Source organism: Amycolatopsis sp. NPDC057786 (assembly GCF_042797905.1).
Lineage (GTDB): Bacteria > Actinomycetota > Actinomycetes > Mycobacteriales > Pseudonocardiaceae > Amycolatopsis.
On the sequence record NZ_JBHVKW010000059.1, the window covers coordinates 1 to 25,150 of the forward strand.

At 67.9% G+C, this 25,150-nt stretch carries 26 protein-coding genes; 11 read left to right on the top strand and 15 right to left on the bottom strand.

The genetic code is table 11. The features are described 5' to 3' along the window. Positions 1 to 168 precede the first annotated feature (168 nt). Positions 169 to 573, top strand: a complete 405-nt coding sequence (locus ACFVM3_RS26225; protein WP_125685073.1) for a hypothetical protein — start codon at positions 169 to 171, stop codon at positions 571 to 573. Here the strand turns inward: ACFVM3_RS26225 and ACFVM3_RS26230 are convergent. From ACFVM3_RS26230 to ACFVM3_RS26270, 9 genes are all read right to left on the bottom strand, one after another. Next, positions 551 to 1,105, bottom strand: a complete 555-nt coding sequence (locus tag ACFVM3_RS26230) for a hypothetical protein (protein ID WP_378442623.1) — start codon at positions 1,103 to 1,105, stop codon at positions 551 to 553. The two genes, ACFVM3_RS26225 and ACFVM3_RS26230, sit on opposite strands and share 23 nt — an antisense overlap. A 373-nt stretch (positions 1,106 to 1,478) precedes the next feature. Next, positions 1,479 to 1,850 (bottom strand): hypothetical protein, encoded by a 372-nt coding sequence (locus tag ACFVM3_RS26235; protein ID WP_378442625.1) that lies wholly within the window; start codon positions 1,848 to 1,850, stop codon positions 1,479 to 1,481. Positions 1,851 to 2,429: 579 nt separating this feature from the next. After that, positions 2,430 to 3,368: a squalene cyclase gene (locus tag ACFVM3_RS26240; protein WP_378442627.1), complete on the bottom strand. Its 939-nt coding sequence runs from the start codon at positions 3,366 to 3,368 to the stop codon at positions 2,430 to 2,432. A gap of 10 nt (positions 3,369 to 3,378) precedes the next feature. Next, on the bottom strand, positions 3,379 to 4,146 hold the full coding sequence (locus ACFVM3_RS26245; RefSeq protein WP_378442629.1) for an HpcH/HpaI aldolase/citrate lyase family protein: 768 nt from the start codon (positions 4,144 to 4,146) through the stop codon (positions 3,379 to 3,381). Further along, the gene (gene hpaH / locus ACFVM3_RS26250) at positions 4,131 to 4,916 is read right to left on the bottom strand and encodes a 2-oxo-hept-4-ene-1,7-dioate hydratase (RefSeq protein ID WP_378442631.1); all 786 of its coding nucleotides are present in this window, start codon (positions 4,914 to 4,916) and stop codon (positions 4,131 to 4,133) included. The genes ACFVM3_RS26245 and hpaH overlap by 16 nt, the downstream gene beginning before the upstream one ends. A gap of 184 nt (positions 4,917 to 5,100) precedes the next feature. Then, positions 5,101 to 6,195 (bottom strand): 3,4-dihydroxyphenylacetate 2,3-dioxygenase, encoded by a 1,095-nt coding sequence (gene hpaD, locus ACFVM3_RS26255; protein ID WP_378442633.1) that lies wholly within the window; start codon positions 6,193 to 6,195, stop codon positions 5,101 to 5,103. A 29-nt stretch (positions 6,196 to 6,224) separates the two neighbouring features. After that, positions 6,225 to 7,730: a 5-carboxymethyl-2-hydroxymuconate semialdehyde dehydrogenase gene (gene hpaE / locus ACFVM3_RS26260; protein WP_378442635.1), complete on the bottom strand. Its 1,506-nt coding sequence runs from the start codon at positions 7,728 to 7,730 to the stop codon at positions 6,225 to 6,227. A gap of 16 nt (positions 7,731 to 7,746) precedes the next feature. Further along, on the bottom strand, positions 7,747 to 8,418 hold the full coding sequence (locus tag ACFVM3_RS26265; protein WP_378442637.1) for a GntR family transcriptional regulator: 672 nt from the start codon (positions 8,416 to 8,418) through the stop codon (positions 7,747 to 7,749). Continuing rightward, entirely contained in the window at positions 8,400 to 9,881 is a 1,482-nt protein-coding gene (locus ACFVM3_RS26270) for a fumarylacetoacetate hydrolase family protein (RefSeq protein WP_378442639.1), read from the bottom strand. The genes ACFVM3_RS26265 and ACFVM3_RS26270 overlap by 19 nt, the downstream gene beginning before the upstream one ends. A gap of 149 nt (positions 9,882 to 10,030) precedes the next feature. Between ACFVM3_RS26270 and ACFVM3_RS26275 the strand changes: the two genes are divergently transcribed. After that, the gene (locus ACFVM3_RS26275) at positions 10,031 to 11,404 is read left to right on the top strand and encodes an MFS transporter (protein WP_378442641.1); all 1,374 of its coding nucleotides are present in this window, start codon (positions 10,031 to 10,033) and stop codon (positions 11,402 to 11,404) included. A 19-nt stretch (positions 11,405 to 11,423) separates the two neighbouring features. On the opposite strand, the gene ACFVM3_RS26280 is transcribed toward ACFVM3_RS26275, so the two are convergent. Next, entirely contained in the window at positions 11,424 to 12,113 is a 690-nt protein-coding gene (locus ACFVM3_RS26280; protein ID WP_378442643.1) for an IclR family transcriptional regulator, read from the bottom strand. 59 nt (positions 12,114 to 12,172) lie between these two features. Here ACFVM3_RS26280 and ACFVM3_RS26285 point away from each other — a divergent pair, with 59 nt between their 5' ends. The 4 genes from ACFVM3_RS26285 to katG all read left to right on the top strand — a co-directional run bounded on the left by ACFVM3_RS26285 (position 12,173) and on the right by katG (position 16,957). Continuing rightward, a complete protein-coding gene (locus ACFVM3_RS26285) occupies positions 12,173 to 12,706 on the top strand; it encodes a flavin reductase family protein (protein ID WP_378442644.1) in 534 nt (177 codons plus the stop codon). A 31-nt stretch (positions 12,707 to 12,737) separates the two neighbouring features. Then, positions 12,738 to 14,195, top strand: a complete 1,458-nt coding sequence (hpaB, locus tag ACFVM3_RS26290; RefSeq protein WP_378442646.1) for a 4-hydroxyphenylacetate 3-monooxygenase, oxygenase component — start codon at positions 12,738 to 12,740, stop codon at positions 14,193 to 14,195. Between the two features lie 63 nt (positions 14,196 to 14,258). Further along, positions 14,259 to 14,690 carry a Fur family transcriptional regulator gene (locus tag ACFVM3_RS26295; protein ID WP_378442648.1) on the top strand — a complete coding sequence of 144 codons (432 nt, stop codon included), beginning with the start codon at positions 14,259 to 14,261 and terminating at the stop codon, positions 14,688 to 14,690. A 32-nt stretch (positions 14,691 to 14,722) separates the two neighbouring features. After that, the gene (katG, locus tag ACFVM3_RS26300; RefSeq protein WP_378442650.1) at positions 14,723 to 16,957 is read left to right on the top strand and encodes a catalase/peroxidase HPI; all 2,235 of its coding nucleotides are present in this window, start codon (positions 14,723 to 14,725) and stop codon (positions 16,955 to 16,957) included. A 51-nt stretch (positions 16,958 to 17,008) separates the two neighbouring features. On the opposite strand, the gene ACFVM3_RS26305 is transcribed toward katG, so the two are convergent. Genes ACFVM3_RS26305 through ACFVM3_RS26320 form a run of 4 tightly spaced genes read right to left on the bottom strand, consistent with a single transcriptional unit; the run spans position 17,009 to position 19,903 of the window. Then, positions 17,009 to 17,491, bottom strand: a complete 483-nt coding sequence (locus ACFVM3_RS26305) for a DUF4383 domain-containing protein (RefSeq protein WP_378442652.1) — start codon at positions 17,489 to 17,491, stop codon at positions 17,009 to 17,011. A 40-nt stretch (positions 17,492 to 17,531) separates the two neighbouring features. Next, positions 17,532 to 17,987 carry an ester cyclase gene (locus tag ACFVM3_RS26310; protein WP_378442654.1) on the bottom strand — a complete coding sequence of 152 codons (456 nt, stop codon included), beginning with the start codon at positions 17,985 to 17,987 and terminating at the stop codon, positions 17,532 to 17,534. Beyond that, positions 17,984 to 18,880 carry a hypothetical protein gene (locus tag ACFVM3_RS26315; RefSeq protein ID WP_378442656.1) on the bottom strand — a complete coding sequence of 299 codons (897 nt, stop codon included), beginning with the start codon at positions 18,878 to 18,880 and terminating at the stop codon, positions 17,984 to 17,986. The genes ACFVM3_RS26310 and ACFVM3_RS26315 overlap by 4 nt, the downstream gene beginning before the upstream one ends. A 12-nt stretch (positions 18,881 to 18,892) precedes the next feature. Beyond that, on the bottom strand, positions 18,893 to 19,903 hold the full coding sequence (locus ACFVM3_RS26320) for a hypothetical protein (protein WP_378442657.1): 1,011 nt from the start codon (positions 19,901 to 19,903) through the stop codon (positions 18,893 to 18,895). Between the two features lie 191 nt (positions 19,904 to 20,094). Here ACFVM3_RS26320 and ACFVM3_RS26325 point away from each other — a divergent pair, with 191 nt between their 5' ends. From ACFVM3_RS26325 to ACFVM3_RS26345, 5 genes are all read left to right on the top strand, one after another. Continuing rightward, complete coding sequence (locus ACFVM3_RS26325; RefSeq protein ID WP_378442659.1) at positions 20,095 to 21,495, top strand: fatty acid desaturase; 1,401 nt, start codon at positions 20,095 to 20,097, stop codon at positions 21,493 to 21,495. Then, positions 21,492 to 21,686, top strand: coding sequence for a ferredoxin (locus ACFVM3_RS26330; protein WP_378442661.1), 195 nt, complete (start codon positions 21,492 to 21,494; stop codon positions 21,684 to 21,686). The genes ACFVM3_RS26325 and ACFVM3_RS26330 overlap by 4 nt, the downstream gene beginning before the upstream one ends. Positions 21,687 to 21,688: 2 nt before the next feature. Then, positions 21,689 to 22,897: an NAD(P)/FAD-dependent oxidoreductase gene (locus ACFVM3_RS26335; RefSeq protein ID WP_378442662.1), complete on the top strand. Its 1,209-nt coding sequence runs from the start codon at positions 21,689 to 21,691 to the stop codon at positions 22,895 to 22,897. 173 nt (positions 22,898 to 23,070) lie between these two features. After that, complete coding sequence (locus tag ACFVM3_RS26340; protein ID WP_378442663.1) at positions 23,071 to 23,697, top strand: TetR family transcriptional regulator; 627 nt, start codon at positions 23,071 to 23,073, stop codon at positions 23,695 to 23,697. A 115-nt stretch (positions 23,698 to 23,812) separates the two neighbouring features. Continuing rightward, positions 23,813 to 24,115, top strand: coding sequence for a DUF1905 domain-containing protein (locus ACFVM3_RS26345; protein WP_378442664.1), 303 nt, complete (start codon positions 23,813 to 23,815; stop codon positions 24,113 to 24,115). A gap of 3 nt (positions 24,116 to 24,118) precedes the next feature. Here ACFVM3_RS26345 and ACFVM3_RS26350 read toward each other — a convergent pair whose 3' ends face one another. Beyond that, positions 24,119 to 24,901: an ArsR/SmtB family transcription factor gene (locus tag ACFVM3_RS26350; protein WP_378442665.1), complete on the bottom strand. Its 783-nt coding sequence runs from the start codon at positions 24,899 to 24,901 to the stop codon at positions 24,119 to 24,121. Between the last annotated feature and the right edge of the window lie 249 nt (positions 24,902 to 25,150).

Below are 25,150 nucleotides of genomic sequence, written 5' to 3' on the forward strand. Positions count from 1 at the left end.
GAAAAATCGCCCAGGCAGCCTAGCCCACACACCTACACCATGACACAACTACCGAGACACACCCTTGACACATCTCCCGAGACATGACAACGGTTCTAACCGTCCTTACCACTCACGAGTTGCGGCAGTCGCTAGTCTTGATCTTCGACTGCGAGGGAGACTGAATTCATGGCGGAATGGGCCGATCTGGTCGCGTTCGTACGGCACGAATATCGGGTGGTGAAGGACGAAACGGACGAAATTCGCATCCGATTGTCCTACGGCGACGACGACTACGAAGAGCGGGCCCAGACCGTGGTCATCGCACGGGAGGTCTTCGACCGCCGCGAGGACTGGGTGCAGATCGCGACGCCGTTCGCGCGCGTCGACCAGGTCGACCTCGCGACCGTACTGACGGAGATCGGCAACACGATCGTCGTCGGCGGGCTGGTGGTCATGGGAGAGCACCTGGTGCTGCGCCATTCACTGCCATTGGTGAACCTCGACATCAACGAGTTCACCGACCCGCTCGAACTCGTCGCCGGTTCGGCGGAGCTGCTGGAGCAGCAGTTCACCGGACGCGACGACTACTGAGCCGGGTGACCTCCTCGAACGAGGTCACGCGCTCGCATTCCTCTTCCGTGAGCTTGTTGATGGCTGCCCGGTACGCCTGCGCTTGAGCCGTACTGGGCAGCTCGCCGTCGAGGAGATGCGGAAGACCGAGTTCGAACCCGCAGCGGGCCCGCGCGCCGTAGCGGTGCCGGGTGCGGGCGACCGCGGTGGCGACGCGGAGCCCGTGCTCGGTGCCCGGCGGCGTGGCGGGCCTGTCGGTCTCGATGGCCGCGAACCGGAATCCGTTGGCCTGGTCGCATTCCGCGCAGCCGACTGGACCCGAGCCGAGTCCGCTGTCGCAGTCGGTACAGATCAGCCTGTCGAGGGCGGCGTCGACGACTCGCCATTCGAACACGGAAGTGTCGGCGACGACCGATTCGGCGAGGTCGGTTTCCTCTTTCGTCCCGGCGGTCACCTCGTATTCAGCGACGAACGATCGCCACCGGTCCTCGACGCTCGCTTCGACGGCGGCCAAGGCCTCGGCGGGGCGGCCGCCGCGAGGAAGAGCGGTCATGGCAAGACTCTAAACCTAAGGTGTGCGCTATGGGTCCGTCGAGATGGGGTGGGCTCTTCGCCGAAGACGAGCGAGGGCGTGCGTTCGGCGTCCGGGGCTCGGTGGACGCCGGGGGCGAGCTTGTCCATGGCAGGTGATCGATCTGCCGGAGGTGCGCCCGTCGGTGCCCGAGCATCGACTGTGTTGGCGGCGTATCTGTTGACCTATCACAGGTGACCGAACTCCGGCACCGTCACCGCGGAATGTCGGGCAGAGTCGAATGTGGGGCAGAGTGACGAAATTGACCAGTGGTCTTTCGCGGAGATTGGCGTACCCGGAATCCGGGCACGCCAACTCTACCGCAAGAACACTGGCTTCCGGTTATGTGATCACATCACGCTGTTCCATATACGCGGCCAGAGCAGCTGCCGTCTTCCTTGTGGCATACCTGGACAGCCACCTTGGTGCCGTCCTTGATCGCGTCGTCAAAATGCCCACAACCTGCCGCCGCTCCGTTTTCGTCTTCAACCTTGGCGCGAAGCTTTCCATCGACCCACAGCTTGGCGACGATGGTGTCACCATCAAACGCTTCATCGCAGGCGTAAAGATGTTCCCCGTGTCCCTTGAACGTGGCGTGCCCATCGTGCATATACGCCCTGATCGTCTCATCCTTTACGGATGCCGCCGAGGCGGTCGCCGGAGCGAGAACGGCGATCCCGAGAGCGGCGGCCATTGTGGTCAGGCGGATAGCGGTCTTGCTGATCATACGATTTCCTCCAATTGATCTGGCGCCCGAGTTGATCGGTGCCGTTCAATCGGAGAATATGGGTCTGCCGGGACCGGGACTAGATGTTTTCGGTGGAGCGAAAACCATCGGCCGCGGCGGTGCTGATCGCCTGTGCGTACCGGCCGACGGCGCAACCGAAGAGCAATGGTCACAACGGTAGCTCGCCAGCGGGCTGTATGGCACTGAACCGATGCCCGGCTTTTCCAAGAAGGACTACGCCTCGCGATTGTCACCTGGATCGAAACGAAGTACCACCGCAAACATGGGTGATCCGCTCGGACTGCGCCGGGGCCCGTCAGCAGCGCTGGCTCGCGTGACCGGACCGGTCAGGCTTGACTGTGTGGATTTCGGGTCGTCCAACGCCCCAAAATCCACACAGTCCCGCATGAGAGCGCCGATCACGACCGCCGACAGAGGCGGATCGCCGCCTTGTCCGCCACGGTGACTGGGAAGTGCGCGTCGCAACACGCCGCACCATCACTGCTCACGGAGGAGGCCCGACAGCCACCATGGGTGACGGGCCCGCGCCACGCCCACCGCGGCGAGCCAAGCACGCACTCAAGACGCGGAATCCCACCAGTTCAGCACCCGAGTGCCGTACAGCGTCAGCCACTTCGAAGGCTCACCCGCCGCGACGTCGACCTCGAACCACACCCTCCCGGCGTGCCGATGGGCCTGTAGCCAGGTCCCGTCCGGCTGCCGTGCGGCACGGATGCGTTCGACGGCTTCGGCCATTCGTGGATCCGGAGCCGTGCCGCCGTGCAGCGAAGCCTCCCGGAAGTAGTCGGCCGCGTTCAGCACGTCGTAGAACCAGCGGAACGGATACGCGAAGACCGTGATCCACGGCGCGATCTCCGAACCCGTCGACAGCCGCCGGAACAGGCCTCGCTCCAGCAGGTACTCCTCACCCGCGCGCCGCGCGGCCCGCGAAGCCGGAGTGCCACCGGTCGCGGTTTCGAAGGCGAGCAGGCCCTTGAGCGAGTTCAGCGTCGAGTGCACGGACGAGCGCTGGGAACCTGAGACCCATTCGCAGTTCCAGCCACCATCGGGCTGTTGATGCTCCGAGAACCACGTGACGAGCGGGGCGACGTCGGCGCCGAGCCACAGGCCGTTCGCGAGCGTCCACGCGTTGATGCAGCAGTCGACCTCGCCACCCCAGTACGGGAGATCGTCGTACTCCCAACGGCTGTTCCGAGCGAGAAGTTCGGCCGTCCCGCGCAGGACCGCGGCGTCCATGCCCCACTCACGCAGAGTGTTGAGCGACCACGTCGTCGCGGTCCACGGCTGCTCGCCTTCCGTACCGGTGAATCCCGCGGGAAAGAACGCGCCGCCCGCCCACTGGCCGTCCGGATCCTGGTGGGCGAGCAGCCGCGCGCCGAAACCTTCGGTCGCGATCCGCGCCCGCGTCGCCTCCCAGACCTCGGGCGGCTCGTGCGCGAGGTCGCGTTCCACCTGCCAGCGCAGGGCGGGGTCGGAGTCGAGCAGCCACGGGAGCATGCCCAAGACCTTAAGCCCGATGCCGCCGCGCGAGCGCCTCCGAACCTTGTGCGAGCAGGGTGACATCTGCGCCGACCAGCACGAACGAAGCGTCGGCGTCGAGATAGCGCCGGGCCTGCGCCGGGTCGAACGCGTTGACGCCGACCGGTTTTCCCTGCGCGCGAACGGCCTCGAAGGTGCCCAAGACGGCCGAGGTGACGTCGGGGTGCGTCTGCTTTCCGAGCAGGCCCATCGAGGCGGCCAGATCGGACGGCCCGACGAACACCCCGTCGACGCCGTCGACAGCGGCGATCTCGGCGGCCGCCGAGACTCCCGCCGTCGACTCGATCTGCACGAACAGTGACGTGAACTCTTCGGCCTTCGCGAGATAGTCCTCGACCCGGTTCCAGCGCGCCGACCGCGACAATGCGCTGCCGACACCGCGCACGCCCCGAGGCGGATAGCGGACGGCCCGCACGACGGCCTCCGCCTCCTCCGCGCTGTCGACCATGGGAACCAGCAGGTTCTGCGCGCCCAGGTCGAGCAGCTGCTTCAGCGCGACCGCGTCACCGGACGGGGCGCGCACCATCGGCGTGATGGGATACGCGGCGATCGTCTGCAGCAACGACTGCACTGTCTCGAGCCCGGCGGGGGAGTGCTCGGTGTCGACGAGCAGCCAGTCGAGCCCCGAGCCCGCGCAGATCTCCGCGACGACCGGGCTGCCCGACGTGACCCACATGCCGACCAGCGGCCGCTCGCCCAGCCGATCCCGGAACGGCGGATCTAGACGAAGCGGCATGTGATCGCCCCCAGATCCCGGTAGTCGGCGGTCACGGTGTCGCCCGGGTGCACCCACATCGGCCGCGTGAACGACCCGGCCAGCACGATGTCGCCCGGATCGAGCTTGTCACCGTGCTGCGCGAGCTTGTTCGCCAGCCAGGCGACGCCGTTCGCGGGATGGTTCAGCACCGCGGCGGCGACACCGGATTCCTCGATGGTTTCGTTCCGGTACAACAGCGCCGAAACCCACCGCAGGTCGACGGCGTCGACGGCGACCGGGTTGCCGCCGTAGACCATCCCGCCCATGGCCGCGTTGTCGCTGATCGTGTCGACGATGGTCCGGCCGGCCATCTCGATCCGGGAGGACAGGATCTCCAGCGCGGGCACGACGTACTCGGTCGCCCGCAGTACGTCGAATACCGTGGCGTCCGGCCCGGCGAGGGAATCACGGAGCACGAAGGCCAGCTCGACCTCGATGCGCACGTTCGAGAACCGGCTGTGCTCGATCACGGAACCGTTCTCGAACACCATGTCCGCGAAGATGGCGCCGTAGTCGGGTTCGGTGATCCCGGTGGCGGCCTGCATGACCTTCGACGTGAGCCCGATCTTGCGCCCGACCGGCCGCCGCCCCGCCGCGATACCCCGGCGCCGCCATTCGTTCTGCACGGCGTACGAGTCCTCGACTGTCATGTCCGGATAGCGCGCCGTCAGCAGCGGGATCGTCTCCCGGGCCTCCTCCGCGGCCGCCAGTTCATCGGCGATCGCGGTGATCGTTTCCTGTTCGAGCATGTCCCCGCCCTATTGTCTGCTGGTGAACCCGCGACCGCGATCGACGTCGGCAGGGCGCACCTGGTCATCACCGTCACTGCGGCGGATAGGGCGCCCTGCCACCGCGATAGCGGGGCCTTCGGCCGGGGCGGGTTCACGCGTTCGGTCGCCTTTCAGATACATCCGCAGCTCCGCCAACCGGCACTCAGAGCTGGTTGCCGAGCTTGTACTCGCCCTGTTTCCACGCCGGCAGTTCGCCTTCGTCGTCACCCTTGCGGGTGTAGGAGAAGCCGTCGGCGCCGATGGTGACCTCCAATTCGCTTTCCTCGGTCCGCGCGACCACGGGCTGCGGCTTGCCGTCGAGGTCGAGGACGAGTGAGGCGTCGGTGTACCAGGACGGGACCACCGGCGTGCCCCACCAGTCGCGGCGCTGGTTGTCGTGCACGTCCCAGGTCACTACCGGGTTGTCGGGGTCGCCGGTGTAGTAGTCCTGCGTGTAGATCTCGACGCGATGCCCGTCCGGGTCGCGCAGGTACAGGTAGAACGCGTTCGAGACGCCGTGCCTGCCGGGGCCGCGTTCGATGTGGTCCGACATCCGCAGCGAGCCGAGTTTGTCGCAGATGGACAGGATGTTGTGCTTCTCGTGCGTGGCGAAGGCGACGTGGTGCATCCGCGGCCCGTCGCCGCCGGTCATCGCGGTGTCGTGCACGGTCGGCTTGCGGCGCATCCAGGCCGCGTACGTGACGCCCTGGTCGTCCTGGATGTCTTCGGTGACGCGGAAGTTGAGGTCTTCCATATGCTTCACCGCGAGCGGGACGTCCGGCGTGACCTGGTTGAAGTGGTCGAGCCGGACCAGCGCGCCCGGGACGTGCAGGTCGTAGCGCCAGCTGAGCCTGTCGACGTGCTGCACGTCGTGGAAGAACTCGAGTGGGAAGCCGAGGGGGTCCTGCACCCGCACCGAGTCGCCGATGCCCTTCGTGTAGCCATCCGCACGGCGTTCGACCCGACAGCCCAATTCGGTGTAGAACGCGACGGCCTTGTCCAGGTCCTCCGGCGACCGCACCCGATACGAGAAGGCCGCGACCGCCGCGACCGGCCCCTGGCGCAGCACGAGGTTGTGGTGGATGAACTCGTCGATCGTGCGGAGGCTGATCGTGGTCTCGTCCTCCTCGGTCACCGTCAGGCCGAGGACGTCGGCGTAGAACGCGCGCGACCGCGCCAGATCGGTGACGACGAGTTCCATGTACGCGCAGCGCAGGACGTCCGGCGGTGGCGATTTCGGGGTGGGGATCGGCTTCATTGCGAAATCCTTTGTGGACGGGGAACGGGTCAGCCCTTGCCGAAGGCGGGGTTGTGCACCTCGCCGAGGTTGATGTGCACCGCCTGCTGGTCGGTGTAGAAGTCGATCGAGCGGTAGCCGCCCTCGTGCCCCAGCCCGGACGCCTTCACCCCGCCGAACGGCGTGCGCAGGTCGCGGACGTTGTTCGAGTTGAGCCACACCATGCCCGCTTCGACGGACTGCGCGAAGTTGTGCGCCCGCTTGAGATCGTTGGTCCAGACGTAGGCCGCGAGGCCGTACTTCGTGTTGTTCGCGAGTTCGAGCGCTTCTTCTTCGCTGTCGAACGGCGTGATCGCGACGACCGGGCCGAAGATCTCCTCCTGGAAGATCCGGGCGTCCGGTTTGACGTCGGCGAACACCGTCGGCGCCACGTAGTTCCCGGTCGGGAAGCCGTCCGGGCGGCCGCCGCCGGCGACCAGCCTGCCCTCGGTCTTGCCGATCTCGATGTACTTCATGACCTTGTCGTAGTGCTCGGGGTGCACCAGGGCGCCGACCTCGGTCGCGGGGTCGCTCGGGTCACCCACCTTGACCCGCTTGGCCTGCGCGGCGTAACGCTCGACGAACTCGTCGTAGATCGCGCGCTCGACCAGGATCCGGCTGCCGGCCGTGCAGCGTTCGCCGTTGAGGGAGAACACGCCGAAGATCGTCGCGTCGATCGCGGTCTCCAGATCGGCGTCGGCGAAGACGATGGCGGGCGACTTGCCACCCAGTTCCATCGACAGTCCTTTGAGGAACGGCGCGGCGTTGCCGAAGATCAGGCTGCCGGTGCCGCTCTCGCCGGTGAACGAGATCAGCGGGACGTCCGGATGCTTCACCAGCGCGTCGCCGGCGTCCTCACCGAAGCCGTTGACGAGGTTGAACACGCCCGGCGGCAGCCCGGCCTCCTCGAAGATCTCCGCCCACAGCGAGGCGGAAAGCGGGGTGAACTCCGCGGGTTTGAGCACCACGGTGTTGCCGGTCGCGAGCGCGGGCGCGAGCTTCCACGACTCCAGCATGAACGGCGTGTTCCAGGGCGTGATCAGCCCGGCGACGCCGATCGGCTTGCGGTTGACGTAGTTGATCTGGCGGCCGGGCACCTTGTAGGTGTCGTCGGCCTGCGCGACGATCAGGTCGGCGAAGAACCGGAAGTTCTCCGCCGCCCGGCGCGCTTGGCCCAGCGCCTGCGAGATCGGCAGGCCCGAGTCGAAGCTCTCGAGCGCGGCCAGCCGCTTGTCCCGCGACTCGACGAGATCGGCGATGCGGTTCAGCACGCGCGAACGCTCGCGCGGCAGCAGCTTCGGCCAAGGTCCCTCGGTGAACGCCTTCCGCGCGGCGGTGACGGCGCGGTCGATGTCGGCCTTCTTCCCCGCGGCGGCCTGGACGTAGACCTCGTTGGTGACCGGGTCGATCACGTCGAAGACGGCGCCGTCGGCCGAATCGGCGAGTTCGCCGCCGATGTAGTGCCGGATCCGCTCCGGGACACCGTCCGGGATCGGCCGGGGAGTGGTGGTGGTCAAGACTAGCCCTCCTCAGTCAGCGGGTCGCGCGCTCTCGAGCGTCCAAAAAGGCCTGCATGGTGGCCCAGCGGTGATTGCGCGCGGCGAATTCGATGTCGAGCGGATCGGCCTCCTCGGTGATCAGCCGGAGGATCTCCTCGTGCTCCTCGACCGACCGGTGCGCTCGGTCGGGCACGAACGCGAACGTGGAGTCGCGCAGCCCGGACAGCCGGGTCCAGCCCTGGTGCACGAGCTCTAGGATCTGCGGGTTGGGGCAACACTCGAAGAGCAGCGAGTGGAACTGCTGGTTCAGCGCGGTGAACTCATGCGCGTCGAAGTGGTCCAGCAGCGTGATCATGCGCTCGTTCACACGCCGCGCCCGCGCGATGTTCTCTTCGGACAGCTGCGGAGCGGACAGCGCCGTGGCGACACCTTCGACGACCCCGAGGGTCTGCATCGCGTGGACGTACTCGTTCTGGTCCACCATCGCCACCCGCGCGCCTACGTTGCGCTCGAAGGTCACCAGCCGTTCGGCCTCCAGCCGCCGGATCGCCTCGCGCACCGGGACGACGCTCATGTCGAGCGCGCCGGCGATCTCCGCGAGGACAAGCCGGTAGCCAGGTCCGTACTCGTGCCGGGCGATCCGCTCACGCAGCCACTCGTAGGCGAGTTCGGATTTGCTGGTCGTCTTCACTGCTTCTTCTGCCATGCCTCATACCTTTCCCGCCACAACGGGTTCAGCGGGAAGAGCCCCTCGATCGGGCGGCCCTGTCCGACCTGCTCGGCGATCCACGCGTCCTCGTCCTCCTGGACGAGTGCCGCGTCGGCGATCTCTTCGGCCAGCGACGGCGGGATGACGACCACGCCGTCGTCGTCGCCGACGATGATGTCGCCGGGCAGCACGGTGGCCCCGCCGCAGGCGACCGCGACGTCGGTGTCCCACGGCACGTGCTTGCGGCCGAGGACCGCCGGATGCGGGCCCTGCGAGAACACCGGGAGGCCGGTCGCGGCGACGGCCTCGAAGTCGCGGACGCCGCCGTCGGTGATCACCCCGGCCGCGCCGAGGTAGCGCGCCCGCAGCGCCAGGATGTCCCCGAGCGTTCCGGAACCCTTGTCACCGCGGGCTTCGATGACGATCACCTCGCCGGCGCCGACCGAGTCGAAAAGGCGCTTCTGCGCGTTGTAACCGCCGCCATGGGACTTGAAGAGGTCTTCGCGGTTCGGGACGAAACGCAGCGTCCTCGCCGTGCCGACGACCTTCGAGCCGGGCAGATTCGGGCGCACGCCGTCGATCGCGACGTTGTTCAGCCCGCGTTTGCGCAGCTGGGCCGACAAACCCGCGACGGGCGCGCGAACGAGCTTGGCGCGCAGTTCCTCGCTGAGCGCGGGAGTGTCCACTTCGACCTGTTCGACGGGTGTGCCCCAGGCCTCGGCGCGCTGCTTGTCGTCGACCTCGGGCAGGCTGCCGATGTCCGAAAAGGACCGGATGCCCTGGGTGACGGTGGTGTGGAGCCGCCCGCTGCTGAGGGACGTGCCGGGAACGTCCACTTCGACCACGACGACGTCACCGGGGGAGACCACCGTCGAGCCGGCGGGGGTCCCGGTGAGGATGACGTCGCCAGGTTCGAGCGTGAAGTGCTGGGAGAGGTCGGAAACGAACTGGCGCAAGGGGAACAGCAGCCCGGCTGTGGTGTCCTCCTGCACCAGGTCGCCGTTCACCCAGGTGCGGACGCGCAGCGACGAGGGATCGATGTCTCGCGCGTCGATGAGGCCGGGGCCGAGCGGGGTATAGCCGTCGCCGCCCTTGGAACGGACGTTGGAGCCCTTGTCCGCGGCGCGCAGGTCGTAGAGGCCGAAGTCGTTCGCGGCGGTGACCGCGGCGACGTGCTCCCATGCCCGCTCCGGTTTGACCCACCGCGCCGTGGTGCCGATGACCAGCGCGATCTCGCCTTCGAAGGCCAGCAGTTCGGTGCCCGCCGGACGTTCGACCGTGCCGCCGGACGTACCGATCGAGCTCGACGGCTTGAAGAAGTACGACGGGTTCGCCGGCCGCCGCCCGCGCTGCTCGGCGCGGGACGCGTAACTGAGATGGACGGCGATGATCTTGCCCGGCCGGGTGTCCAGCGGACCGGACGCGCGGCCGGAAGGCGATGCTGCCTCGTAAGTGCCCATGTTCCCCTGAATCCTCGACCCTTGCTTCGTATCTAATAACGTATATGATTCCGTGCCACAGTGGCAAGGCGGTCACCGAGTGGCCTTCGCCTCGCCCGGGGATCCCTGCGGGCCGCCACTCGCGTCAGGCCTATGTCAAAGGAGTCAAGGTGTCGAATCCAGCGCAGGATGAACGCACGCCCGGCCGGACCGCTCCACCGTCTTCCGATCGGCGCCGGGTCGCGTTCGCGACCGTCGTCGGCACCACGGTCGAGTGGTACGACTTCTTCGTTTACGCGTCCGCCGCCGGTCTCGTCTTCGGCAAGCTGTTCTTCTCCGGCCTCGGTGCCAACAGCACGCTCGTCTCCTTCGCCACGGTGGGCGTGAGCTTCCTGTTCCGTCCGCTCGGCGCGTTCCTCGCCGGGCACTTCGGCGACAAGTACGGCCGCCGGGTGGTCCTGGTGCTCACCCTGATCCTGATGGGCGTCGCGACCACGCTGATCGGCGTGCTCCCGACGTTCGACCAGATCGGTGTCCTCGCGCCGGTTCTGCTGATCCTGCTGCGGATCCTGCAGGGCGTTTCGGCGGGTGGTGAATGGGGCGGCGCCGTCCTCATGGCCGTCGAACACGCGCCGTCGAAGCGCCGGGGGCTCTTCGGCGCCTCGCCGCAGATCGGTGTCCCGCTCGGGCTGCTGCTGGCCTCCGGTGTCCTGGCGCTGACCAGCCTGCTCGTCCCCGGCCAGGCGTTCCTGGACTGGGGCTGGCGTATCCCGTTCCTGCTCAGTGTCGGGCTGATCCTGGTCGGCCACTACGTGCGGCGCCGGGTCGAGGAGAGCCCGGTCTTCCGGGAGATCGCCGAACGGCGTGAGCAGACGCGGACCCCGATCATCCAGCTGTTCCGCAAACACGCGGTGCTCGTTCTGGTGGCCGCGCTGGTGTTCGCGGGCAACAACGCCGTCGGCTACATGACCACCGGCGGTTACATCCAGAACTACGCGACCAACCCGAAGGGCCCGATCGGCCTCGAACGCGGGCCGGTGCTGTGGGCGGTGACCGCGTCGGCGGCGACCTGGCTGCTGTCGACGTGGGCGGCGGGCGCGGTGTCCGACCGGATCGGCAGGCGGCGTACCTACGTGGTCGGCTGGATCGCGCAACTCGCCGGCGTCGGGCTGCTCTTTCCCTTGGTGGACACCGGGAACATCGTGTTGCTGGCGCTGGGCCTGATCATTCTCAGCGTCGGGCTCGGCTTCACCTACGGTCAGCAGGCGGCGTTCTACGCGGAGCTGTTCCCGGCGTCGATCCGGTTCTCCGGCGTCTCGATCTCGTACGCGCTCGGCGCGATCCTCGGTGGCGCGTTCGCGCCGACGATCGCCACCGCGCTGGTCGACGCGACCGGCACGTCGGTGTCGGTTGCCGTCTATCTGGGCGGGATGACCGTCATCGGCCTCATCGCCACCTTGCTGCTGCGTGATCGGTCGGGAATCCCGCTCGGACCGGACCACGAAGCCGAGCAGACGGTCAGCCCGCTGCGCTTCTCGAAGTGATCCCCGCCGTCCGTGACGCTCACCCGCCGAGAGCGTCACGGACGGCCTTCGCCGCCGCCTTGAGCCGCTCCGCGAGCTCGGCGGGGGTGCGCGTGCTGGACAGGTAGACGACCGCGAGCGCCGCGGGGGCGTGGCCGCGCAAGGGGAGTGGCACGGCCACCGAGCTGAGATTCTCGATCACTTCACCATGGCTGTCCGCGTAGCCGCGGGCGGCCACTTCCTGTACTTCCACGGGCCGGTCTTCCGCCGGCAGCTGGGAAAGAATCGCGCGGCCGGGAGCGCCCGCGGTGAACGGATGCCTGGACCCCGGGCGCTGCGCGACGGACGCGACGGCGTGCCGGGGTTCCACGCTGACCAAGGTCACGCATTCCTCACGGTCCATCACCGCCACGAAGCACGTCATGCCGAGTTCGTTCGCGACCGCGGTCAGTTCGGGCAACGCCGCGGCCTGCAGATCGTGTTTGATCCCCGCCGCGAGCGCGGCCAGCCGCGCGCCGAGTTCGTATTTCCCGGCGGGTTCCCGGGTGAGGAGCCCGTGCTCTTCGAGGGTGCGGATGAGCCGGTACGCGATCGAGCGGTGCACGCCGAGTCGTTCGGCGATCCGGTCGACGCTGAGCGGTTCTTGGGCGTCGGCAAGGACTTCGAGCACGCGGATGCCGCGGCTGAGGGTCTGGGACGTGCTCGCGGTCTTGCGGGACTCCGAAACCATCGTATACGATCCATTTCGATAGTTGAACTGGCTGTTCGATTATAGAACAGGAACCGACGATGATGTCACGCGAAACCAGTTTCTCGCCGGGATCGAGCCTGTACCGGCCGCCCGCGCAGTTCTTCCGAGGTTGTCTCGGCCGGTTCGCGACGGGAGTGGCCGTCGTGACCTTCGATGCCGCCATGAAACGGCACGGCCTGACGGTGAACTCCTTCACCGCGGTCTCGATGGATCCGCCGCTCGTGCTCGTCTCGATCCAGCGCACCGTGAAAAGTCACGACCTGCTCGCCGGTCGCCCGTTCGCGGTCAACGTCCTCGGCGCGGAACAGGAGGCGCTGGCGATGAACTTCGCCGGCCGCCCGACTCCCGAAGGTGCGCCGACGTGGGTCGAAGGCGGGCACGCGCCGCGGCTCGGCGGCGTCCTCAGCTGGTTCGACTGCACGCCGTGGGCCGCCTACGACGGTGGCGACCACACCCTGTTCCTCGGCGAGGTGCAGGAGTTCGACTACCGCTCCGGCGACGCGCTCGGCTTCGTCAACGGGCAGTTCTCGACCATCCACGAATCCGCGCAAGGCCACGAATCCCTGTTCTGACAACGACGTCCACCCCGAGAAGGAGCACGACATGGGAGCCCGTACCGGACAGCAGTACCTCGACAAGCTCAACGCGATGACGCCGGAGTTGTACGTCGACGGCGAGAAGGTGACCTCCAAGGTCGCCGAGCACCCGGCGTTCCGCAACAACGCGCTGACCTACGCGAAGCTGTTCGACCTCCAGCACGACCCGGCGCACCGTGACGTCCTGACCTACGAGTCGCCGACCACGGGGGAGCGGGTCGGAACCTCGTTCCTGGTGCCGCGCAACGAGGAAGACCTCAAACGCCGCCGCGCCGCCTTCTCCGTGTGGGCGCAGTACTCCAACGGTTTCCTCGGCCGCACCGGCGACTACATGAACTCGTCGCTCACCGCGCTCTCGACCGCGAAGAAGTTCTTCTCCCAGGCCGATCCCGTGTACGGCGAGCGCATCGCGAAGTACTACGAGATGGCGCGCGAGAACGACCTCCTCGCGACGCACACCCTGATCCCGCCGCAGGTCAACCGTTCCGTGTCGGGCAGCCAGCAGGGCGGCGGCAACCTGTCGGCGAAGGTGGTCGAGGAACGGGAAGACGGCATCGTCGTCCGCGGCGCCCGGATGCTCGCCACCATCGCGCCGATCGCCGACGAACTCCTGGTCTTCCCGTCGACGGTTCTGCGCGGTACTCCTGAGGACGCGCCGTACTCCTACGCTTTCGCCGTCCCGAACGACGCGCCCGGTCTCAAGTACTTCTGCCGGGCCGGGCTCGACCACGGCCGCTCGCACTTCGACGAACCGCTCGCGTCCCGGTTCGAGGAAATGGACGCGGTCGTGGTGTTCGACGACGTTTTCGTCCCGAACGAGCGGGTCTTCCTGCTGGGGCACCCGGAGCTGTGCAACGCCTGGTATTCCGAGACCGGCGCCGGCGCGCTCATGACCCACCAGGTCGTCACGCGCACGCTGGCCAAGACGGAGTTCTACCTCGGCCTCGCCAGTGAGATCGCCGCCGCGATCGGCATCGGCGGTTTCCAGCACATCCAGCAGGACCTGTCGGAGCTGATCTCGTACGTCGAGATCGAGAAGGCCGTGCTGCGCGCGGCGGAGGCCGACGGCAAACTGAGCGAGGACGGCGTCTTCCTGCCCAAGTGGGAAGTCCTCAACGCCGCCCGGAACTGGTACCCCACGAAGGTCTCGCCGCGGCTGACCGAGATCATCCGCAAGTTCTCCGCCTCCGGCCTCATGGCCCTGCCGGGTGAAGCGGACTTCGAGGCCGAAGGCCGTCCCGACATCGACACGTACCTCCAGTCGGCCACCCTGCCCGCCAAGGATCGCGCGCGGCTGTTCAAGCTGGCGTTCGACGCGTCGGTCTCGAGCTTCGCCGGACGGGAGTCGCTGTACGAGTACTTCTTCTTCGGCGACCCAGTGCGGATGGCGGGCGCCCAGGTGAACGCGTACCCGAGGGAGGCGCTGCAGGAACGGGTCCGGGAACTGCTGGCGCGCGACGAGTGATCCGGGGACACGCCCGGGAGGCAAGAACTTGATTCATTCCAGAAAATGGGCCAGACTGCGCCCGTGCCCACGACCCAGGACTTCGAGCGGATGCTGCGCGGGGCCTCCCTGCGCGTGACGCGTCCCAGGGTGGCCGTGCTGACAGCGGTACGCGACCACCCGCACGCCGACACCGACTCGATCATCGGGGCCGTGCGCACGGAACTCGGCGAGGTCTCTCACCAGGCCATCTACGACGTGTTGCGGGCACTGACCGCCGCGGGTCTCGTACGGCGGATCCAGCCGTCGGGGTCCGTGGCACGGTACGAGTCCCGGGTCGGGGACAACCACCACCACGTCGTGTGCCGGACCTGTGGTGCCATCGCCGACGTCGACTGCGCCGTCGGTCCCGCACCGTGTTTGACCGCGTCGAACGACCAAGGCTTCGTGATCGAAGAGGCCGAGGTCATCTACTGGGGCCGGTGCCCCGACTGTGCCGTTGAACCCCGTTCCTGAGCCCTGCAGTTCTGATTCCCGGAAGGATTCCCGTGTCTGACAGCCCGGACGCCGTAATCGGCGAAATGAACGAAGAGAGCGCGGGCGGCTGCCCCGTCTCGTCGGGCCGCCGCAATCACCCCACCGAAGGCGCGGGCAACCGTGACTGGTGGCCGAACCAGCTCAACCTGAAGATCCTCCGGAAGCACTCGGCCGCTTCCGACCCGATGGACGCCGGGTTCGACTACGCCGCCGAGTTCAAGACCCTCGACCTCACCGAGCTCGCCAAGGACGTCGACGCCGTTCTCACCACGTCGCAGGACTGGTGGCCCGCGGACTTCGGCCACTACGGCGGCTTCATGATCCGCATGGCGTGGCACAGCGCGGGCACCTACCGCATCGAGGACGGCCGCGGTGGTGCGGGCGCGGGTATGCAGCGGTTCGCCCCGCTCAACAGCTGGCCGGACAACGGCAACCTGGACAAGGCCCGCCGCCTGCTCTGGCCGGTCAAGAAGAAGTACGGCCGCAAGATCTCGTGGGCCGACCTGATGATCTTCACCGGCAACCGCGCCCTGGAGACGATGGGCTTCAAGACCTTCGGCTTCGCCGGTGGCCGCGCGGACGTGTGGGAGCCGGACGAGGACGTGTACTGGGGTCCCGAGCGCACCTGGCTCGGCGACGAGCGCTACACCGGTGACCGTGAGCTGGAGAACCCGCTGGCCGCCGTGCAGATGGGTCTCATCTACGTGAACCCGGAAGGCCCGAACGGCAACCCGGACCCGCTGGCCGCGGCCCGCGACATCCGCGAGACGTTCGGCCGGATGGCGATGAACGACGAGGAGACCGTCGCGCTGATCGCCGGCGGCCACAGCTTCGGCAAGACGCACGGCGCGGCCGACCCGGACAAGTACGTCGGCCCCGAGCCCGAAGGCGCCTCGATCGAGGAGCAGGGCCTGGGCTGGAAGAACACCTTCGGCAGCGGCAAGGGCCGCGACGCGATCACCAGTGGTCTCGAGGTCACCTGGACGCCGACCCCGACCCAGTGGAGCAACTGGTTCTTCCACAACCTCTTCGAGTACGAGTGGGAGCTGACCAAGAGCCCGGCGGGCGCCCACCAGTGGGTCCCGAAGGACGGCAAGGCGAAGAACACCGTGCCGGACCCCGAGGACGGCAAGCTCAACCGCGCGCCCGGCATGCTCACCACCGACCTGGCGCTGCGTTTCGACCCGGTCTACGAGCAGATCTCGCGCCGGTTCTACGAGAACCCGGACCAGTTCGCGGACGCCTTCGCCCGCGCCTGGTTCAAGCTGACCCACCGTGACATGGGCCCGATCCAGCGCTACCTCGGCCCGCTGGTGCCGCAGGAGACGCTGATCTGGCAGGACCCGGTGCCCGCCGTCGACCACGAGCTGATCGACGACGCGGACATCGCCTCCCTCAAGGAGAAGCTGCTCGCTTCGGGCCTTTCGGTCTCGCAGCTGGTCTCCACCGCTTGGGCGTCGGCCTCGACCTTCCGCGGCAGCGACAAGCGCGGTGGCGCGAACGGTGCCCGCATCCGCCTCGAGCCGCAGCGCGACTGGGAGGTCAATGACCCGCAGACGCTGGCGCAGGTGCTGCGGACCCTCGAGGGTGTCCAGGAAGCGTTCAACAGCGCGCAGACCGGCGGCAAGAAGGTCTCGCTCGCCGACCTGATCGTGCTGGGCGGCGTCGCCGCCGTCGAGCAGGCCGCGAAGGAGGGCGGCTTCGAGGTCACCGTGCCGTTCACCCCGGGCCGCACCGACGCGACCGAGGAGCAGACCGACGCCGAGTCGTTCGCCCCGCTGGAGCCGACCGTCGACGGATTCCGCAACTACCGTGGCAAGGGGCACCGTCTCCCGACGGAGTACCTGCTCATCGACCGCGCGAATCTGCTGAACCTGAGCGCGCCCGAGATGACCGTCCTCGTCGGCGGCCTGCGGGTCCTCGGCGCGAACGCCCAGCAGTCCAAGCACGGCGTGTTCACCGAGAAGCCGGGGTCGCTGACCAACGACTTCTTCGTGAACCTGCTCGACATGGGGGTCCAGTGGACCGCCACGTCGGAGGACGCGGAGACCTTCGAAGGCCGCGACTCCGCGACCGGCGAGGTCAAGTGGACCGGTACCCGTGCCGACCTCGTGTTCGGGTCCAACTCCGAGCTTCGCGCGGTGGCGGAGGTCTACGCCAGCGACGACGCGAAGGAGAAGTTCGTCCGTGACTTCGTCTCCGCGTGGGACAAGGTCATGAACCTCGACCGGTACGACCTGGTCTGAACCTGATCCGGACGTCCGGGCCCGTCGCTTCCGCGGCGGGCCCGGACGTTTTCATTGGTGCTGCATGTCGGGTTCCGGGTAGTCGCCCGCCTTGCGTTCGAGCGCGGTGGTGAAGACACCCAGCGCGATCATGCCGACGCCGAGGCCGAGATGCAGCCAGTTGTCGGCGACGTTGAACGGGAGGAAATTCCCCGGACTGCTCTGAGGGATCGCCAGGCCGATGATCCACAGAAGCAGATAGCTCCCGCCGCCGATCATCAGGAAGATCCGGGAAGCGGCGCGTTTGCGCGCGGCGAGCACGCCCACCACGCCGAACAGCAGATGCACCAGGTTGTGCAGGATCGACACGGCGAAGACACCGAACAACCGGGCTTCGGAATGGTGTCCGGCGAACTCCAGCTCGTCGTAGCCGGTGGTGATGCCCGGGATGAAGCCGAGGACGCCGACCACGAGGAAGACCGCGCCGACGGCCGGCGCGGCCACTTGCGGCGGACGCCGTCGGGTGCGGATGCCGTCGGCCTGTTCTTCTTCCATGCCGGCCGGGTACCCCGGGTTCTCCGGGGTAATCGTCGGCTCAGACGTCGCCCGACGCCAGGAGTGTCAGTAGTTCGGCGTGCCCGGCCTGGGTGATCAGGCTGGCGGCGTCGAAGTAGATGCGCTCGTTGGTGATCCTGTCCTCGTCGAAGAAGAACACCGCGATGATCGGCACTCGGAACGCCTTGCCGGTGGGCGGGCGGCCGTAGAACTCGCCGAGGTTGGTGCCGAGCAGGTCGAATTCGACGATGACCGACTCGTCGGCGAAGTGGTATCGGACGTTGTCGTGCCGCTGGTCCGGGAACGCGGTCCGGGTCATGCGGTAGTACGCCATGACCTCTTCGTCGCCGTCGAAGACCTGCCCGGTGGCCATGATCTCGTAGTGCGGATGGCCGTTGAAGGTGCCCAGCGTGCGGTCGAACTCGTGGGCCACCTCGGTGTCCATGTGCTCTTCGATGATCTTGAGGCGGCGCTCGCGCAGGTCTTCGCTGATCACTGGTCCTCCGGGTGGTTCCTGGTCGCGATCCGGAGCCTACCGCCGGCGGCCTCGTCGTCGGTGCCGTAGAGCAGCCTGCCGCACGAGCGGGACAGGCAGGTCATGGCCTCGATCTTGTGGCCGGGGAAGTCGCCGATCCTCACCGGAACGGTGGAGAGAGCGATCGACCCGTCGGAGCCGAGGACGCCGGCCTCGTACACGGCCGAATCGAAGGGGCCTTCGTCCCCGGGGTCGGAGGCGGCGGAGATCAGGACGCGGTCGTCCGCGGTGATCTCGACGTCCGAGGTGTGCCGGACGTGGGTGGCCGGGTACGGGACGCGGAACGGGATCGCTTTCGGCTTCTTGAAGGACAGCTTCGAGACGGAGAACTCCGCCGAGTAGAGCGTGGCCGGGCGGGAGTCCTGACCGCGGTCCGCCCAGACCGCGAACAACCGGTCATTCACCTTTTTCAGTGCGAAGCCCTCGTAATTGTCCTCCGGGTCGCCCTTCGGCACCTGGAAAGTGCCGAGTACTTTCAGGCGCCTGTCCTTCAAGGTGAAGTGAAAGCCTTTGCCGTCGCTGGTCAGCGCGAGGAATTCGCCGTTCTTCCCCGGTACGGGTTCGGCCGCTTCGAGATCGACCGGGAGCTCGCCGGGCCAGTCGATGGTGTCCACCTTGGACACCTTGCCGTGGTCGAGACGAACCCGGACAGCGCGATTCTCGCCGGGTTTCTTGTTGTCCCGGAGGACAAGTGCGTCGATCCGGTCGTCGTCCCGGTCGAGGACGGCGATACCGCTGGCGCCGGACGTCATGCCGGTGCCGATGGATTCCCAGCCGTCGTCCGCCAGTGCGGCCGACGGCAGGAACAGGGGAATGGTCAAGGCCGGGAGAATCGCGAAGGAGGCGAATTTCATGTCGCGCCCCGTTCAGCCGCAGGACAGGGTGCCGGCGCGCAGCGCGTGGCCGCCCTCGTTGCCGTCGTCGGCCCAGACGACCTGCTTGCTCCCGGAGGCGCACGTGGCCGAAATCGCGAACCCTTCGTTGTTGTAGTCCGGCATCCCGGCCGGACGGTCGTAGGTGGCCGTGACGGCGAACTTGCCCTGCGCGTCGACGGCCAGCGTCGTCGAGTCACCGCCACAGGTGTCGTCGCAGACCGCCCACAGCTTGCCGGTCGAAGCCTCGTACTCGAGTTCCATGATCGAGCCGAGCCCGCTCGCGAAACTCGCGACCCGGGTGTACTTCCCGCCCGCCTGGTCGAGCGCGTAGGCGTAGATCATCCCGTTGCTTTCGAGGCCGACGAGGTAGAGGCCGGTGCCGTGGCCGGGATAGGTGCTCGGGTTGTACGGCGCTTTCGTGCGCTGATCCACGAATCCCTTGGCGGTGAGGGCGCTGTCCGGGACCCACGAGACGGCTTCGAGGCCGTCGTTGGCCGACACCTTCGGCAGGTCCGCGGTCAGGTTCCATTCGGCCTTGGCGCTGAGGGTCTTGGCCGAACCGGACACGTCGTACCGCAGCACCTTGAGGGCGCTCGTCTTGCTGTTGTCGCCGTCGCGTTCGGTGGCCGCGACCACGCCGTCCGGGGTGGCGACGACGGCTTCGGCGTCGGGGTCGCCCTTGCCGTCGCGGTAGCGCAGCGCCTTGCCCGACGACCAGCCGTTGGCGGTGTCCGGCCGCCACTTGGCGCCGTCGCGCACGAGGCGGTACAGCGTCCCGGGACCGTTCTTGACCGCCCACAGGACGTCGGGACTGCCGAAGGACAGGCCGCTCATGTTGCCGCCGAGGACGTTCGAACCGTCGGCGTTCGTGACGGCTGAAGCGCCAGGCCAGGGGCTGTTCGCCAAAGTGCTCGCGGTGGCGGTCGTGGCGGGCAGGACCAGCAGGGCGGCGGCTACGGCGGCCACGGCGGCGGGCCGGATCCGGCGGGGTGATCGGGGCATTCGCGCTCCTTCGGGGCGGACGAAGTGGGTCGCGGCGTGGCTTCACAAGTTAAGTAAGTTTCCTTACGAATACAAGATATCGCCAGGTTCCCACGAAACGAAGCAACGCCGGATTTACAAATGATGTCCACTTGTCAACGAGGTGTACATCGCCTACAGTTTTGTAAACCCAGCCAACGGAGGAGGGTGCGATGAGCGAGATGACGGGCACGATCCCGGCGGGCTCGACCGAACGGTGGACCGACCGCAAGCGGTACCTCTGGCTGATCGGCCTGGTGGTCCCCTCGCTCGCCTTCCTGGCCATCGGGCTGCACGCGGCCACCGGCTGGGGCGTGTGGTTCTGGATCGGGCCGATCGTGATCCTGGTGATCGTGCCGCTGATCGACCTGCTCGCCGGGCTGGACCGCAGCAATCCGCCCGACGACGTGATCGAACGGCTGGAGAAGGATCGCTACTACCGGTGGATCACCTTCGCCTTCCTGCCCATCCAGTACGCGGGTTTCGTGGTGGCGTTCTGGCTGATCGCCCGCGGTGACCTGTCCGTCGCGGACAAGATCGGGCTGGCGATCTCGATCGGGTGCATCGGCGGTATCGGAATCAACACCGCGCACGAACTGGGGCACAAGAAGGAAAGCCACGAGCGCTGGCTGTCGAAGATCGCGCTGGCGCAGAGTTTCTACGGCCACTTCTACATCGAGCACAACCGCGGCCACCACGTCCGGGTGGCGACCCCGGAGGATCCGGCCAGCAGCCGCGTGGGAGAGAGCTTCTACCGGTTCTGGCCGCGCACGGTGTTCGGCTCGCTGAAGTCCGCGTGGGGCCTGGAGCGCAAGCGGTACGCCCGGCGCGACCGGCATCCGTTCCGCATCGGCAACGACGTGCTCAACGCCTGGCTGATGTCGGCGGTGCTGTGGGCGGCGATGACCGTGTGGCTGGGGCCGGGGATCCTGCCGTATCTGGTGATCCAGGCGGTGATCGGGTTCTCGCTGCTGGAGGTCGTGAACTACATGGAGCACTACGGCATGCGGCGGCAGAAGGTCGGCCCGCCGAACCGGCGCCGCTACGAGCGAGTGGATCCCAGCCACAGCTGGAACTCCAACAACATCGCCACCAACGTGCTCCTCTACCACCTGCAACGGCACAGCGATCACCACGCCAACCCGACCCGCCGCTACCAGACGCTGCGCGACTTCGCGGAATCCCCGGTTCTGCCGACGGGCTACGCCGGGATGATCGTGCTGGCGCTGTTCCCGCCGGTGTGGCGCCGCGTGATGGATCCGCGCGTCCTCGCGCATTTCGACGGCGACATCTCCCGTGCGAACATCCAGCCGTCGAAACGCGCCAAGATCCTGGCGCGCTACGGAACGCGAGTCACCGCGCCCTCCCGGGTCGTCGCCGACACGCACGGCGACGCGACCGAAGGCGGGATGTGCCCGGGCTGCGGCTATGTCTACGACGAGAAACTCGGCGACCCGCGTGAGGGTTTCCCCGCCGGAACGCCGTGGTCGTCGATCCCGGATTCGTGGTGCTGCCCGGACTGCGGGGTGCGGGAGAAGGTCGATTTCGTGGCACCGGGAAGGGTCGGAGCATGATGAGGATCGAAGCGGACCGCGCGAAATGCGACGGGCTGGGCATGTGCGAGGCGATGGCGCCCGACTTCTTCGAGGTGGGCGACGACGGGACGGTCGTCGTGCTCGACGAGCGGCCCGGTGAGGAATACCGCCAGGACCTGTCGGCCGCCGTCGACGCCTGCCCGGTCCTCGCGTTGAAGCTGCGGGACTGACCATGGCTCTGGTCGTCGTGGGAGCGTCACTGGCCGGACTGCGCGCGGTCGAAGCCGCGCGCCGGGACGGGTACCGGGGACGGATCGTGCTGATCGGTGCGGAGGAACAGGCTCCCTACGACCGGCTCCCGCTGTCGAAATCCTTCCTGGCCGCGGACGGCGCCGGGCGAGTCGACCCCTTCCACACCGAGGCCGCGCTGCGCGACGAGTTCGGCATCGAGCTGATGCTCGGCGCGCCGGCGGACGGGCTCGACACCGCCGCGCGCGAGGTGTCGGTCGCCGGGACGACGGTTCCCTACGACGCACTGGTGATCGCGACCGGCGCCACCGCGCGGCGGCTCCCCGGAAGCGACGGGATCGCCGGGGTCCACACACTGCGGACCGTCGAGGACGCGCTCGCCGTCCGGGCCGCACTCGACGATGGCGCGCGCACGGTCGTGATCGGGGCGGGTTTCATCGGCTCGGAGGTCGCCGCCGCGGCCCGGAAACGCGGCCTGTCGTCGACGATCGTCGAGGCGCTCGACGTCCCGCTCGTCCGAGCGGTCGGGGCCGAGGCGGGCGCGGTGTGCGCTTCACTTCACCGCGAGGCGGGCACTGAACTACGGCTGTCCACGATGGTCACCGGCCTGGAATCCGACGGCGGCGCGGTGACCGGCGTCCGGCTTTCGACCGGTGAGGTACTGCCCGCGGATCTGGTGGTCGCCGGCATCGGTGTCGTCCCGGCCACCGCCTGGCTGGCGGGGAGCGGGGTCCCGCTGCACGAGCGCGACGGCGGCGTCGTATGCGATGCGACGCTTTGGACAGGCGTCCCCGGCGTGTACGCCGCCGGCGACGTCGCGCACGCCTCGAACCCGTTGTTCGACGGTGAGCTGATGCGGCTGGAGCACTGGACGAACGCCGCGGAGCAGGGTGCCGCGGCAGCTCGTCACGCGCTCGCCCCAGAGTCGGCCCGCGAGCTGGCGCCGGTGCCGTATTTCTGGTCGGACTGGTACGACCACCGGATCCAATTCGTCGGCACCCCGCGGGCGGACGAGGTGGTGGCCGCCGTCCCGGAGGCCGGCGGCTTCACGGCGCTGTACCGGCGCGGGGACCGCGTCGTCGGGGCGCTGACCATCGACCGGCCGCGCGAGATCATGAAGTACCGACGCCATATCGCGGGGCGGGCGTCGTGGCCGGAGGCGCTGGCGTTCGCGGCGGGCACGGCGGCTTAGAAGTGCCACTCGGACGGAGTTCGACGACAAGGGGGGAGGGCACGCGCGTCTCTTTTCGGCCGAAGGCCTCGGATTTGTGGAGGTGGGCCGCCTGCCTGCCGGGTGAGTGACCAGCCGATGCCGCGGCCCGGCTGCCGAAATCCGAAAACGCGCCTGGAAAGGCACAGCCTAGAATGACGATCATGAGTGAGGCATCGGTCACGGGAGGTCCGTACCGTCAACCGATCGTCTCGGCGGCGATCGAGTTGACCGTGCGTTCCGGCTGGTCCTCGGTGACGATGAGCAAACTCGCGGAGATCGTCGGCGTCAGCCGTCAGACCGTCTACAACGAACTCGGCTCGAAGAGCCGGCTCGCCGAAGCGATGATCTCGCACGAACTCGCGCGGTTCCTCGCTGTGGTCCGTGAAGCGTTCGAACGGCATCCCGACGACCTCGTCGAGGCGATCCACGACGCCGTCCGCGGCGTACTCGAACTCGCTGACGACAACCTCCTGCTGCGCGCCATCGTCTCGGCCACGCACGGCGCCGACACCGAGTTGCTGCCGCTGCTGACATCGCGGGCCGGAAGCCTCCTTGGCGAAGCGACGGTCATGCTGCGCGGTCGTGTCCGCGCCTATGGTCCACCGCTGGACGCCGAGCAACTCGACGTCGCCATCGACGTCGTGGTCCGGACCGTGCTCAGCCACATCATGCAGCCGTCGGACACCCCGGCGCGCACGGCCGACGCACTGGCGTGGATGGCGTCGCGTGTTCTCGGCGCGACGACGGCTCGGTCACTGCGGCATCCTTCGCAGGGCTAGGTCGCTGCCTCTTGGTGAGTGGCACGACGGTTCGGTGTCCCCGATGCCACATTTGGGCGCACACGAGTACCCATGGCCTCGCGAAATTGTCGGACCCGTGTGCGAGGCTCCGACGATGATCGTCGTGTTCGATGCCGAACTCTGGGTCTGGGACGCCCGCCGCGGGGAGACCTGGACCTTCGTCAGCCTGCCCCAGGACATCTCCGAGGAGATCCGCGAGATCACCGACGGCCCGCGCAGAGGGTTCGGCGCGGTCCGGGTCCAGGTGGGGATCGGTGGCAGCAAATGGAAGACGTCGATCTTCCCGGACGCCAAACGCGGCGCGTACGTGCTGCCGGTCAAGAAGGCGGTCCGCAAGGCCGAAGGGATCGAGGAGGGTGATGTGGCGAAGGTGACCGTCGAGCTGATCGACCTCTGATCGTCAAAGCAGCCGTTCACCGAGCGGGGTCGTCAGATAGAGGACGTTGCGGCCGGAGCGTTCACGTGTGACCAGCCCGCTGTCCCGAAGGACCTTGAGGTGTTGGGAAACGGCGCTCGGTGTCACGCCCAAAGCGCGGGCCAGGTCGGTCGTGGTCGCGGGGGACGAAAGCGCCGAAAGGAGGTCGGCCCGCGTCCGCCCCAGTAGCCGTACTGTGCTGGACCCGGCCGAACGAGTTCCGGCGGCCCACAGGGCGCCGGTTCCCCGCGCCGGGTAGCGGATCGTGGTCTGGGTCGACGTGTTCTTCTTGATCAGGACGTAGGGCGAGCCTAGGACGACAGGCATCAACACGAGCCCGCCAGGTCCCCGCGTGACGACACTGTTCCGATTCCGCCAGCGCTCGCCTGCCAGCGTCACCCGGTCGGCGCGCCAGCGCAGGTCCGGATGCAGATCGGCGAACAACCGCTCGGCACCGCCTGCGGTCAGTCGCCGGGCGCGAAACCCGACATCGGCCTCCAGTACCGCCCGCATCCGCGGCCAGTGCGGCAAGACCAGACGGTCGTGTGCGTCCCGTAGTTCGGTTGCGATCTCCCGCAGACCGGACGTGGGGTCGTCGGCGAGCGCCGCGGCGGTGGCGGGGAGCCTTGTGCCGAAAATCCGGCCGAGGCTTGCCCGGACCCGAGCTTCCGGGGTCCGCCGTAGCGCGTCCAAGTCGTTGTCGAGAGAGTCTCCTGAGTCGCGGGGAGCGGGCACGAGGAACTCGGGCCAGCTGAGCCCGCCGTTCACGAGCAGCGGCCAACTCCGGGAAAGATCGAGCGGCTCGCGATCGAGTTCCTCCCGTGCCCACCGGTGCCATACGAGGCCTCGCGCTCCTGGCCGCGCTTCCGATGCTGATCCCGGCGATGCGGGACGCTACTCCTCGGTGAGTTCGGCCGGCTGGTCCGCCGCGTCACCGCTGCCCGCGTCGGTCGGCCGCCGGAGCTCGTCCAGGTTACGGGTAGTTCGTACGCCGGTGCGCTCGTCACGCGCCGGCGT